Origin of the sequence: Streptomyces sp. BE20, from assembly GCF_036322525.1 — a bacterium.
Classification (GTDB): domain Bacteria; phylum Actinomycetota; class Actinomycetes; order Streptomycetales; family Streptomycetaceae; genus Kitasatospora.
Map to the genome: position 1 here is coordinate 37970 of NZ_JAQYWW010001090.1, position 12492 is coordinate 50461.

Consider the following 12492-nt stretch of genomic DNA (forward strand, 5'->3'; position numbering starts at 1 on the left):
CGGGGCTCACAGTCGGGGCGCGATCTCTTCGGTGAAGATGCGGTGCCGGTCGGCGGTCGCGAGGTGGCAGGCGGCGTGGTGTCCGACCGCGGCCTCGGTGAGCACCGGGACCTCGCCGGCCGAGCGCCCGCCGGTCAGCTCGGCGTACGGGCAGCGCGGGTGGAAGGCACAACCGGACGGCACGTTGATGAGGCTGGGCGGGGTGCCCCTGACCGGGACGAGCCGGTCCTGGAGCTCCCGGTCGAGGCGCGGCATCGAGCCCAACAGGCCCCAGGTGTAGGGGTGTTCGGGCGCGTCGAAGAGGGTCTCGGCCGGGCCGCGTTCGACGCACTTGCCGCCGTACATGACGAGGATGTCGTCGGCGAGCTCGGCGACCACCCCGAGGTCGTGGGTGATGATGATGACGGCGGAGCCGAACTCCTCCTGGAGGTCGCGGATGAGGTCCAGGATCTGCGCCTGGACGGTGACGTCCAGGGCGGTGGTGGGCTCGTCAGCGATCAGCAGCGAGGGGTCGTTGACCAGGGCCATGGCGATCATCGCGCGCTGGCGCATGCCGCCGGAGAACTGGTGCGGGTAGTCGTCGACCCGGCGGTCGGGCTGCGGGATGCCGACCCGGTCGAGCATCTCGACCGCGCGGGCCCGCGCCTGCCTCTTGGTGGCCCGCGGGTGGTGCACCCGGTAGGCCTCGACGATCTGCTGCCCGACCGTGTAGTACGGGTGCATCGCGGTGAGCGGGTCCTGGAAGATCATCGCCATCTGGCGGCCGCGCAGCTGGCGGACCCGGTCCGGGCCGGCCGCGACCAGTTCCTCGCCGTCCAGCCAGATCTCGCCGCCGATCCGGGCCCGCTTGGAGCGGTGCAGGCCCATGATGCCGAGCGAGGTGACGGACTTGCCGGAGCCGGACTCTCCGACGATGCCGAGGGTCCGCCCCTTGCTGAGGTCGAAGCTGACCCCGTCGACCGAGCGGACCAGGCCGTCGTCGGTGTCGAAGTGGATCCGCAGGTCCCGGACGGAGAGGAAGGCGTCCCCCGTCGGGGCGGACCCGGTCGGGGCGGCCTCGGGTGCCGCGGTCTTCTGGAGCTCGGTCACGACAGCCTCACCCGGGGGTCGACAAGGGCGTACAGGAGGTCAACCACGAGGTTGCACAGGACGATGAAGAACGCGGCGAGCAGGGTGACGCCGAGGATCTTCGGCAGGTCGTTGTCCTTGATCGCGGAGACCGCGAAGAAGCCGACGCCCTGGAGCGAGAAGACCTGCTCGGTGATGAGCGCGCCACCGAGGAGCAGGCCGAGGTCCATACCGAAGATGGTGACGACCGGGGTGAGCGCGGCCCGCAGGCCGTGCCGGACGACCACCTTCCGCTCGGCCAGGCCCTTGGCCCGGGCGGTGCGGATGTAGTCCTCGCTCATCGTCTCCAGCATGCCCGCGCGGGTGAGCCGGGCGTAGAGCGCGGAGTACAGGAAGGCGAGGGAGATCCACGGCAGGATCAGGTTACGCGCCCACATCAGCGGGTCGTCGGTGAAGTTGGTGTACTGGAGGTTGTCCAGGATCGGCCACTCGTAGCTGAAGAGCGTGAGCAGCAGCGCACCGGTGAAGAAGACCGGCAGCGAGACGCCCGCCAGGGCGACGCCCATGGAGAGCCGGTCGAAGATCGACTTCGGCTTGAGCGCGGAGATCACGCCGGTGGTGACGCCGGAGACGAGCCAGATGACGGCGGCGCCGATGGCCAGGGAGATGGTGACCGGGATGCGCTTGGTGAGCTCCGGCCAGACCTCCAGGTGGTTCTTGAACGAGTAGCCGAAGCACGGCACGTGGCAGGTGGCGGGGTCAGGGCCGAAGTTGTACTCGGCACCGGCGACCAGCGCCTTCAGGAAGTTCCAGTACTGGGTGTACAGCGGCTGGTCGAAACCGAGGTTCTTCTTGACCGCCGCGATCGCCTCGGGGGACGGGTTCTTCCCGATGTACTGGGCGGCGAGCTGGTCGGTGGTCTCGCCGGCCAGACGCGGGAGCAGGAAGAAGATCGCGAAGGTGACCGCGCTGACCACCAGCAGCAGCACCGCGGCGGCCAGCGTCCTGCGGATGATGTAGGCAAACACAGTTGGGCGGCTCCGGCGGCCCGCCGCCGTCCGGGATCCTCCGGACGACGGCGGGCGCCGCTGCCTTCACCTGCCTTCAGGGATGCGGAGCCAGGCTCTTACTTGGTGGTGCCGATGTTCAGGTAGTCGTACTCACCCGAGAAGGCCGGCGTGGAGACGAGGTTGGTCGCGCTGTCCGGGCGGTACAGGAAGACCTTGAAGTAGGTCAGCGGGACGTAGACGGCCGCGTCCATGACCTTCTTGTCGATCTGGGCGTAGATCTTCTCGCGGGCCGCCTTGTCGGTGTTGACCGCGGCGTCGTCGATCAGCTTGTTGACCTCGGGGTCGTTCAGCTCGGCGAGGTTGCTGTTGCCGGAGGCCTTGATCGAGCGGCCGTCGACGATCTGCTGCAGGAAGCCGTAGCCGGTCGGCCAGTCGGAGCCCCACTGCATCATCATCAGGCCGACGTTCTTCTCCTTGTTGAACGCCGGGACACCGACGTGGTCGGAGAGGTACTTGCCCTGCGGGTACTGCTGGATCTCGGCGTTGATCCCGACCTTCTTCAGCGCGGCCTGGATCGAGGTCGCGGCGGCGATCTCCGGGCCGCGCTCGGTGCGCGCGGTGATGACGGTGTCGAAGCCGCCGGGCTTGCCGCAGGCCTTCAGGGCGTCCTTGGCCTTGGCCTCGTCGCCCTTGTTGTCCTTGGTCTGGTAGGTGTTGAAGTCCTCGTGACCCGGGATGTCCGGCGGCAGCACGGTGTTGGCGACCGCGCCGCGGATCGGGCCGCCGATCGCGGTCTGCACCGAGACCTTGTCGATGGCGTACTGGACGGCCTTGCGGCACTCGACGTTGTCGAACGGCGCGACCTTGGAGTTGATCGCGGTGTAGACCAGACGGCCGCCGTAGGCGTTGTCGGTGGAGGCCTTGAGCTTCGGGTCCTGGAGGATCTTCGCCTGGGTCTGCTGGTCGACGCCGGCGCCGACCAGGTCGACCTGGGCGTTCCCGGCGAGCAGGTCCTTGTCGATCGTGGACTGCTCGATGTTCATCTTGAGCACGATCTTGTCCGGCAGCTGCTTGCGGATCGGGTCGGTGCTCTTGTCCCAGTTGGTGTTCGGGACCAGGACCGCCTGCTTGCCGTCCTCGTAGCTCTCGAACTTGTAGGTGCCCGAGGAGATGACGTGCTTCACGTAGTTGGAGCCGGTGTCCTTGTCCTTCGGGACCGGCACCGTCTGCGGGGCGGAGACCAGGTAGTCGAAGTCCGCGAAGGCGTGCTTCAGGTGGAAGACGATGGTCTGGTCGTCCGGCGTCTCGATGGACTTGAGGTCGCCTTCCTTGTCCTTGTACGGACCCTGGTACGGCGTCTCGTTGTCGACCAGCATCTCCTTGAAGTACGTCGGGCCGTTGGAGTTGACCTCCGGCGCGTAGTTGGAGCGCAGCACCGCGTACTTGACGTCCTTGGACGTGATCGGCGTGCCGTCCTCGTACTTCAGGCCCGCGCGCAGCTTGTACGTCCAGGACAGGCCGTCCGCGCTGGCCTGGCCGAGCGACTCGGCCAGGTCCGGGACGAGCTTCTGGCCGTCCGGCTGGAAGGTGGTGAGCGGACGCCCGTACAGGCGGGAGAAGTTGTAGATGTACGCGTAGTACGTGTTGCCCGGGTCCAGCGAGTCCGGCGTGCCACGCATCTCGTACGTGACGGTGCCGCCCTTCTTGTCCGAGGCGTTGACGATGCCCTTGGTGGCCGCGTCGGCGCCGGAGGCACCGCCGGCCGCGGAGCTACCGGTGGCGGTGGACTTGGCGTCGTCGCTCTTGGAGCTCGACGAACAGCCGGTGACGACCAGGACCGCGGCGGCAGCTGCGGCGGTCAGTGCGACGGTACGGGACCTGCGCATGGGTGGGATCAACCCCTTGAGGAAGTGGTGGCCGAACGGAGGGTCCTGACGCTGGGTCAGTTGCTCTTGGGATCGAGGGCGTCACGGAGCCCGTCGCCGAGCAGGTTGAAGGCGAGCACCGTCAGGAAGATCGCCATACCGGGGACCACCATGTACTGGGGGTCCACCTGGTAGTACTGGATCGCGTCGTTGAGCATCCCGCCCCAGGAGGCCTGGGGTGCCTGGATGCCGACGCCGAGGAAGCTGAGGCCCGCCTCGAAGAGGATGTTGGTCGGGATCAGCAGGGTCGAGTAGACCAGGATCGGACCGACCAGGTTCGGCAGGAGCTCCTTGAACAGGATGAACGGACCCCGTGCGCCGAGGCTGCGGGCCGCGTAGACGAACTCGCGCTCGCGCAGCGAGAGGGTCTGGCCGCGCACGATCCGGCCCATGTAGGGCCAGTTGAAGAAGCCGATCACGAAGATCAGCACGGCGATGTGCAGCGGGAGGCCGTGCAGGCCGAACGCGCCGCCCTGGAGCGAGGCGGAGATCGCGATGGCGAAGAGCAGCAGCGGGAAGGCGAGGAAGACGTCCATCACCCGGCTGATCAGGGTGTCCACCCACCCGCCGTAGTAGCCGGCCATCACGCCGAGCACGGTGCCGATGGTGTTGGACAGAAGGGTCGCCCCGAAGGCGACCAGCAGGGAGACCCAGGAGCCCTCGATGACGCGGGAGAGCAGGTCGCGGCCCTGCAGGGGGTCGACACCGAGCGGGTGGTCCCAGCTCATCCCGCCCCAGTCGCCCAACGGCAGGCCGCCGAGGTTGGCGTCCAGCAGGTCCTGGTTGAGCGCGTCGGGGTCGAGGCCGAAGACCGATTCGATCGGCTTGGCCAGCACGGCGAGCAGGATCAGCAGGATCACGACGACGCCGCCTGCGACGGCGGCCTTGTCCCGCTTGAAGCGGGTCCAGGCGATCCGGCCGAGCGAGCGGCCCTCGATCTTGTTGGCCGGGCTCGCGGCGGCTGCTGCCTCCGGAGCGTTGCCGGCGGTCTTGACGGGTGCGGTCATGGTCAGTTCGGTCCCCTCGCCGACGGTGGCCGGCCCACGGGTGCCGGACGCCGGGATCGGCGGTACGGCTGGTGCGGACGTGCGGGCATACGGAGTGCGGTGTTCCCAGCGGTACGGCGTGCTCAGTACTGCTGCCACGCGGCATGGGCATCACGTGGATATTGCGGTCCGTCAGCGCGTTCGCCTTTGTGAGGCGCCAACCACGCGCGGCGGCTGTTGCAGAACTCTCTGCCATCCGAACTGGCTTGCGCCAGCCCTGACAACCGACAGATGCCCAACTGTGATCTGCGCCCATGCACCTCCCTGATCCCCGGTATATCCCTCTTCACACAGCTGTAACAGCCATGTCAAGATGATGGCCACCGACTTCGGGAAGTTCGTCCGGAAAACGTCGGAACCGGCCTGACTTGTCGTCAGACCGGTTCCGGAAAAGGAACGTTGCTATTGCGTTTGGCGGCTCAGCGCCCGGGGTAGCCGGGCCACGGCTGCTGGGGCGGCGGCTGCTGCCCCGGCCAGCCCGGCGCGGGCGGGTGCGTGCCGTAGCCGTAGCCGGGCCCCTGCTGCGAGGCGTAGGGCGGCGGCGGCACCGGCGGGTACGGCCCCTGCGGGCGGCCCGTCCCGGCCGCCTCCCGGTCGTAGAACGGGCGCGCGTTGGCCCGCATCCAGAGCGCCACCGGGTCGAACTCGTCCGCCATCGCCACCGTCGAGACGGCCAGGCCCTCCGGCGCGACCGCGATCGCCCGCTGCATCAGCGCCCGCACGGCCTCCACCGTGGGCGGCGAACTCTCGTACAGCTCCAGGCCGATGGCCAGGTACGGCTCGCCCACCGTCGGGCGCACCCAGGCCCGGCGCAGCGCCCGCACCGCCCGCACCTCGACCGCCTGGCGCTCCAGCAGCGCGAAGAACTGCTGCGCCGGCACCTGCGGCTCGCTCAGCTTCAACGGACCGGCCGGCAGCCGGTCCAGCCCCGCCGCGACCCGGCGCAGGTCCGCCCAGGGCACCCCGACGCCGCCACCCGGCGCGTGCGGGTTCAGCCAGAGCCCCCAGCGGGTCCGGAACAGCGAGGCGGCGATCTCCCGGCCGGAGATCACCTCGTGCGCCCGGGCCCAGCCGGACGCCGTCAACTGCTCGGGCGAGGTCACGGCCGGCGCGTAGCCGTGGCCGCTGATCTCCATGTTCCCGTACTGGGCGTCCGCGCTGCCCGGCGTACCGTGCCAGAGGAGCATCCAGACCTGCCCCTCGGCCAGCGCGTGCAGCAGCGTCTCGTACGCCTCGTAGCGCTCCGGCGCCACCTCGCGCAGGGCGCGCTCCAGCGCGCCCTGATCCGGACGTCCGGTGGGTGCCTGGCCCCAGGGCCCCGGTGCACCGCCCGCTACCGCTCCCGCACTCATGCGCCCACCTCGCTGCGCCTCTTCGTTCCTCGTCTGCCACCGGCGGCCCCGCGGCCGTCAGGACGCACCCTATGGGGCGCCGCCGACCACCGCCACGCCGACGTGCCAGGGTGCGCACCGCTCCCCCGCCCGACCGCGGCCGGGAGCCGGATCAACCCCGTACGTAGAAAGGGGCGACCCGGTTCAGCATCCAGTCGACCACCGGGTCGTCCGCGAGGTCGAGCAGTACGAGGTGGACGCCGCCGGGCAGCGGCGCGGTTCCCAGCGCGCGCCCCAGCGCCTCGTTGACCGCCCCCGGGTCGGCCGGGGCCGACGGATCGAGCTGGACGCCCACGAACATCACGGTGGGCTCGCCCTCCACACTGGCCAGTGCCCGCCGTGCGGTCAACACCCCCGGCAGGGCGAACAGCTCGTTCCGGCAGGCGGCCAGGAACGGCTCCGGGTCCTCGCCCGGCACCGGCTCGCGCAGCGCCACCCGGCCGCCGGACGGCGCGTCCCGGGCCTCCCAGCGGTCCTCGCGCGGCCCGCGGCGCAGTTCGGCCACGCCCTCCGGCGGCACCGGGATGCCCACCGCCGCCTCCGGGTTGACCGCGACCCCCACGCCCAGCGGCAGGCCCCGGGCGAACTCCCACATCGGCGCGACCGCGAAGGCCATCCCCGGCGCCTGCTGGACGAACACCTCCTGCGAGGAGAACACCGGCACGTACGGGTCGCCGGCGAGCTCGACGACCGGGAGGTCCAGCGACTGCCCCTGCGGGTCGCCGCCGGCCGGCAGCGGGATCCACACCTGGCTGCGGGCCAGCACCTCGATCACCCGGGGGGTCGCCCCCGGATCACCGAGCGCGGCGGTGAGCACCTGCTCCAGCTCGTTGGCCGGCCATCCGCCGCCCGGCGGCACCGGCTCCTGGCCGCCCCACCCCTGCTGCTGCTCCACCGGGTTCCCCATGCGCCGCTGTACCGCCCTCCGCTCGCCGACGCCCGCAGCCTAGCGGGCACCGCCCCGGCCCTGCTCCGGAGCGCCCCGGCGCCGGGCTCCCCGGTGGCCGGATCCCCCGGCCCGGCCCCTCCCCCTCTCCCCTCATCCGGGCGGACGTGCCATGATGTCCGCGTCTCGGGTGTATTCCCACCGAGGCCCCTAACTCCATACCGGCCGCTCGAACCCGCGCGGGAGAGTCCGGAGTGCCCCGTCTGGTGGCACAGCCGGCGCCGAAGGAGCAAGTCCTCCCCGGAATCTCTCAGGCACCCCTACCGCACGGGTTAGGCACATCTGGAAAGCGGCGCACGGCCCTGCCGTACGCCCACCCACGGTGCAAGCCGCCATGCTGTTCCCGTAGGACAGCACGCGGTGAAGCTCTCAGGTTCGACGACAGATGGGGAGGCCCAGCCGCCGCATGCCCGCGCGCAGGGTCGGTCCCGAGCAGGGCCGGCTCCGGCGCGTGCACCCCTGAGTGCCCCGACCGAGGAGTTCCTGGCCATGTCGTCCCTCCGCCTGACCGCGCTCGACGCGCTGCACCGCGCCCTCGGCGCGACCATGACCGACTTCGCCGGCTGGGACATGCCGCTGCGCTACGGGAGCGAGCGCGAGGAGCACCTCGCCGTCCGCACCAGGGCCGGCCTCTTCGACCTCTCCCACATGGGCGAGATCACCGTCACCGGCCCGCAGGCCGGCGAGATGCTGGACCACGCGCTGGTCGGCTTCGTCTCCGCGCTCGGCGTGCTGCGCGCCCGCTACACCATGATCTGTGCCGAGGACGGCGGCATCCTGGACGACCTGATCGTCTACCGCCTGCGCGAGGACGCGTTCCTGGTCGTCGCCAACGCCTCCAACGCCCAGCTGGTGCTGGACGAGCTGATCGCCCGCGCCAAGGGCTTCGACGCCGTCGTCACCGACGACCGCGACACCTACGCGCTGATCGCCGTGCAGGGCCCGGAGGCCACCGGCATCCTGGCCGACACCACCGACGCCGACCTGCCCGGCCTGAAGTACTACGCGATCCTCCCGGCCCAGGTGGCCGGCCGCGACGTGCTGCTCGCCCGCACCGGCTACACCGGTGAGGACGGCTTCGAGATCTTCTGCCACCCGGGCGACGCCGAGCAGATCTGGCAGTCGCTGACCGCGGCCGGCGCCGACCGCGGCCTGGTCCCGTGCGGTCTCTCCTGCCGCGACACGCTGCGCCTGGAGGCCGGCATGCCGCTGTACGGCCACGAGCTGTCCACCGAGCTGACCCCGTTCGACGCCGGCCTGGGCCGGGTCGTCCGCTTCGACAAGACCACCAACGAGGGCGCGTTCATCGGCCGCAAGGCGCTGGAGAAGGCCGCCGCCGCGGCCGAGGCCAACCCGCCGCGGGTGCTGGTCGGCCTGGTCTCCGAGGGCAAGCGCGTCCCGCGCGCCGAGTACAGCGTGGTCTCCGCCGACGGCGAGCCGATCGGCCGGATCACCTCCGGCGCCCCCTCCCCCACCCTGGGCAAGCCGATCGCGATCGCCTACGTGGACGCGGCGCACGCCGCCCCCGGCACCACCGTCGCGGTGGACGTGCGCGGCAAGCACGAGCCCGTCCAGGTCGTGGCGCTGCCGTTCTACAAGCGCGCCCGCTGACCCCTTCCCCTTCCCGAGGCATGCCCGCCCACCGGGCCGCTTCGTCGTACCCGCTTCCCATCCTGGAGAATGACGTCATGAGCAACCCCCAGCACCTGCAGTACACCAAGGAGCACGAGTGGCTGACCGTCGCCGAGGACGGCGTCTCCACGGTCGGCATCACCAAGCACGCGGCCGACGCCCTCGGTGACATCGTCTACGTGCAGCTGCCCGAGGTCGGCGACACCGTGACCGCCGGTGAGACCTGCGGTGAGCTGGAGTCCACCAAGTCGGTGAGCGACCTCTACTCGCCGGTGACCGGCGAGATCACCGAGGTCAACCAGGCCGTCCTGGACGACAACGCCCTGGTGAACGGCGAGCCCTTCGACGGCGGCTGGCTGTTCAAGGTGCGCGTCGAGTCCACCGACGAGCTGCTGAGCGCGGACGAGTACACCGCGCTCACCAACCCCTCGGCCTGAGCCACCCGTCGGGGCGGCCGCAGCGCGGCGGCCGCCCCGCGCCCACCGGCTTCGCCCTCCCGTCGCCCGTCGCCGCCCCCGCGGGGGCGCCGCGTGCGGCTCTCCTTCTCTCCTCCCGGGAAGACCCCACCATGACGGTTCTGAACCAGTCCCTGCACGCCCTCGACCCGGAGATCGCCGCCGCGGTCGACGCCGAGCTGCACCGCCAGCAGACCACCCTGGAGATGATCGCCTCCGAGAACTTCGCCCCGGTGGCGGTCATGGAGGCCCAGGGTTCGGTCCTGACCAACAAGTACGCCGAGGGCTACCCCGGCCGCCGCTACTACGGTGGCTGCGAGCACGTCGACGTGGTCGAGCAGATCGCGATCGACCGGATCAAGGCCCTGTTCGGCGCCGAGCACGCCAACGTCCAGCCGCACTCCGGCGCGCAGGCCAACGCCGCCGCGATGTTCGCGCTGATCCAGCCGGGCGACACCATCCTGGGCCTGTCCCTGGCCCACGGCGGTCACCTGACCCACGGCATGAAGATCAACTTCTCCGGCAAGCTCTACAACGTGGCCGCCTACCACGTCGACGACAAGACCGGCCGGGTCGACATGGCCGAGGTCGAGCGCCTCGCCAAGGAGCACCAGCCGAAGCTGATCATCGCCGGCTGGTCCGCCTACCCGCGCCAGCTCGACTTCGCCGCGTTCCGCCGGGTCGCCGACGAGGTCGGCGCGCTGCTCATGGTCGACATGGCGCACTTCGCCGGCCTGGTCGCCGCCGGTCTGCACCCCAACCCGGTGCCGTACGCGGACGTGGTCACCACCACCACCCACAAGACCCTGGGCGGCCCGCGCGGCGGCGTCATCCTCTCCAAGGCCGAGTGGGCCAAGAAGATCAACTCCGCGGTCTTCCCCGGCCAGCAGGGCGGCCCGCTGGAGCACGTCATCGCCGGCAAGGCCGTCGCCTTCAAGGTCGCCGCCTCGGAGGAGTTCAAGGAGCGCCAGCAGCGCACCCTCGACGGCGCCAGGATCCTCGCCGAGCGCCTGCTCCGGGACGACGTCGCCGAGGCCGGTGCGTCCGTGCTCTCCGGCGGCACCGAGGTCCACCTCGTCCTGGTCGACCTGCGCAACAGCCAGCTCGACGGCCAGCAGGCCGAGGACCGTCTGCACGAGGTCGGCATCACCGTCAACCGCAACGCCGTCCCGAACGACCCGCGCCCGCCGATGGTGACCTCCGGCCTGCGGATCGGCACCCCGGCTCTCGCCACCCGCGGCTTCCAGGCCGAGGACTTCCGCGAGGTCGCCGACATCATCGCCGAGGCCCTGAAGCCGGCCTACGACGAGACCGTCGCCGCCTCGCTGAAGGCCCGCGTCACCGCGCTGGCCGACAAGTACCCGCTCTACCCGAACCTGTAGTTCGGGTGCAGGTGACCGGCCTCACCCCGCCGGTCCACCAGGGATTCCGGGGCACCGCGCACACTGGAGAGTGCGCGCGGTGCCCCGTCCCGTGTCAGCACCCGCCCGCCTGCACATCCCACGAGACCAGACAAGGACGTCCCTCCGTGGCCATCAGCGTCTTCGACCTCTTCTCCATCGGCATCGGCCCGTCCAGCTCCCACACCGTCGGCCCGATGCGCGCCGCCCGGATGTTCGCCCGCCGCCTGAAGTCGGAGGGCCTGCTGACCGAGGTGGCGGCCGTCCGCGCCGAGCTGTACGGGTCGCTCGGCGCGACCGGTCACGGCCACGGCACCCCGAAGGCCGTCCTGCTCGGCCTGGAGAACAACTCTCCCCGCACCGTCGACGTCGACCAGGCGGACCGGGACGTCGAGCGGATCAAGGCCGAGAAGCGGCTCAACCTGCTCGGCACCCACGCCATCGACTTCGACCCCGACAGCCAGCTGGTCCTGCACCGCCGCCGGTCACTGCCGTACCACGCCAACGGCATGACCGTCTGGGCCTTCCGCGCGGACGGTTCCACCCTGCTGGAGAAGACCTACTACTCGGTCGGCGGCGGCTTCGTCGTCGACGAGGACGCGATCGGCGCGGAGCGGGTCAAGCCCGACGACACCGCGCTGAAGTACCCCTTCCGCACCGGCGACGAACTGCTCCGGCTCAGCCGGGAGACCGGCCTGTCCATCTCCGGCCTGATGCTGGAGAACGAGAAGGCCTGGCGGACCGAGGAGGAGATCCGCTCCGGGCTGCTGGAGATCTGGCGCGTCATGCAGGAGTCCGTCCGGGCCGGCATGTCCCGCGAGGGGATACTCCCCGGCGGCCTCAAGGTCCGCCGGCGGGCCGCCTCCGGGGCCCGCGCGCTGCGCGCCGAGGGCATCGGCCCGGCCAACGCGATGGAGTGGGTGACGCTGTACGCGATGGCGGTCAACGAGGAGAACGCCTCCGGCCGCCGCGTCGTCACCGCCCCCACCAACGGTGCGGCCGGCATCATCCCCGCCGTCCTGCACTACTACCTGAACTTCATCCCGGGCGCCGACGAGGACGGCATCGTCCGCTTCCTGCTCGCGGCCGGCGCCATCGGGATGCTCTTCAAGGAGAACGCCTCCATCTCCGGCGCCGAGGTCGGCTGCCAGGGCGAGGTCGGCTCCGCCTGCTCGATGGCCGCGGGCGGCCTCGCCGAGGTCCTCGGCGGCTCCCCCGAGCAGGTCGAGAACGCCGCCGAGATCGGCATCGAGCACAACCTCGGGCTCACCTGCGACCCGGTCGGCGGCCTGGTCCAGATCCCCTGCATCGAGCGCAACGGCATGGCGTCGGTCAAGGCCGTCACCGCCGCCCGGATGGCACTGCGCGGCGACGGCCGCCACCACGTCTCCCTCGACAAGGCGATCAAGACCATGAAGGAGACCGGGGCCGACATGAAGATCAAGTACAAGGAGACCTCGCGCGGCGGCCTCGCCGTCAACGTCATCGAGTGCTGACGGCCGCCGGCGCCGGCCCCGGCCGGCCCTGAGGTCCCGGACGCTCCACGAGGCCCGGTGGCCCGGACCTGACCGGACGCTGTTGGCCAATTCGGGCCTCGCCGTGACGTCGGTTCCCAAGAC

The 12492-nt window shown here is 70.9% G+C and carries 10 protein-coding genes and 1 riboswitch; of the genes, 4 read left to right on the forward strand and 6 right to left on the reverse strand.

Features of this window, described 5'->3' with window-relative positions; genetic code table 11:
* Positions 1-6: 6 nt before the first annotated feature.
* The 6 genes from PUR61_RS31715 to PUR61_RS31740 form a co-directional block, all read right to left on the reverse strand.
* Positions 7-1089: an ABC transporter ATP-binding protein gene (locus tag PUR61_RS31715; RefSeq protein ID WP_329882945.1), complete on the reverse strand. Its 1083-nt coding sequence runs from the start codon at positions 1087-1089 to the stop codon at positions 7-9.
* On the reverse strand, positions 1086-2096 hold the full coding sequence (locus PUR61_RS31720) for an ABC transporter permease (RefSeq protein WP_329882946.1): 1011 nt from the start codon (positions 2094-2096) through the stop codon (positions 1086-1088). The genes PUR61_RS31715 and PUR61_RS31720 overlap by 4 nt, the downstream gene beginning before the upstream one ends.
* A 98-nt stretch (positions 2097-2194) precedes the next feature.
* A complete protein-coding gene (locus PUR61_RS31725; protein WP_329882947.1) occupies positions 2195-3964 on the reverse strand; it encodes an ABC transporter substrate-binding protein in 1770 nt (589 codons plus the stop codon).
* Between the two features lie 56 nt (positions 3965-4020).
* A complete protein-coding gene (locus PUR61_RS31730; protein WP_329882948.1) occupies positions 4021-5010 on the reverse strand; it encodes an ABC transporter permease in 990 nt (329 codons plus the stop codon).
* A gap of 458 nt (positions 5011-5468) precedes the next feature.
* Positions 5469-6401, reverse strand: a complete 933-nt coding sequence (locus PUR61_RS31735; protein ID WP_329882949.1) for an enhanced serine sensitivity protein SseB C-terminal domain-containing protein — start codon at positions 6399-6401, stop codon at positions 5469-5471.
* Positions 6402-6552: 151 nt separating this feature from the next.
* Positions 6553-7347, reverse strand: coding sequence for an enhanced serine sensitivity protein SseB (locus tag PUR61_RS31740; protein WP_329882950.1), 795 nt, complete (start codon positions 7345-7347; stop codon positions 6553-6555).
* Positions 7348-7556: 209 nt separating this feature from the next.
* Positions 7557-7662, forward strand: a riboswitch (glycine riboswitch).
* 213 nt (positions 7663-7875) lie between these two features.
* On the opposite strand from PUR61_RS31740, the gene gcvT reads away from it, so the two are divergent.
* The 4 genes from gcvT (at position 7876) to PUR61_RS31760 (ending at position 12369) form a co-directional block, all read left to right on the forward strand.
* A complete protein-coding gene (gene gcvT / locus PUR61_RS31745) occupies positions 7876-8997 on the forward strand; it encodes a glycine cleavage system aminomethyltransferase GcvT (RefSeq protein ID WP_329882951.1) in 1122 nt (373 codons plus the stop codon).
* 77 nt (positions 8998-9074) lie between these two features.
* Positions 9075-9455 carry a glycine cleavage system protein GcvH gene (gene gcvH / locus PUR61_RS31750; protein ID WP_329882952.1) on the forward strand — a complete coding sequence of 127 codons (381 nt, stop codon included), beginning with the start codon at positions 9075-9077 and terminating at the stop codon, positions 9453-9455.
* A gap of 131 nt (positions 9456-9586) precedes the next feature.
* Positions 9587-10855, forward strand: coding sequence for a serine hydroxymethyltransferase (gene glyA, locus PUR61_RS31755; protein WP_329882953.1), 1269 nt, complete (start codon positions 9587-9589; stop codon positions 10853-10855).
* Between the two features lie 146 nt (positions 10856-11001).
* Positions 11002-12369, forward strand: a complete 1368-nt coding sequence (locus PUR61_RS31760) for an L-serine ammonia-lyase (protein ID WP_329882954.1) — start codon at positions 11002-11004, stop codon at positions 12367-12369.
* Positions 12370-12492: the final 123 nt, after the last annotated feature.

Coding starts and splice junctions, on each gene's coding strand:
- PUR61_RS31725 (WP_329882947.1), bottom strand. CDS start 3,964: ATGCGCAGGTCCCGTACCGTCGCACTGACCGCCGCAGCTGCCGCCGCG.
- PUR61_RS31730 (WP_329882948.1), bottom strand. CDS start 5,010: ATGACCGCACCCGTCAAGACCGCCGGCAACGCTCCGGAGGCAGCAGCC.
- PUR61_RS31735 (WP_329882949.1), bottom strand. CDS start 6,401: ATGAGTGCGGGAGCGGTAGCGGGCGGTGCACCGGGGCCCTGGGGCCAG.
- PUR61_RS31740 (WP_329882950.1), bottom strand. CDS start 7,347: ATGGGGAACCCGGTGGAGCAGCAGCAGGGGTGGGGCGGCCAGGAGCCG.
- gcvT (WP_329882951.1), top strand. CDS start 7,876: ATGTCGTCCCTCCGCCTGACCGCGCTCGACGCGCTGCACCGCGCCCTC.
- gcvH (WP_329882952.1), top strand. CDS start 9,075: ATGAGCAACCCCCAGCACCTGCAGTACACCAAGGAGCACGAGTGGCTG.
- glyA (WP_329882953.1), top strand. CDS start 9,587: ATGACGGTTCTGAACCAGTCCCTGCACGCCCTCGACCCGGAGATCGCC.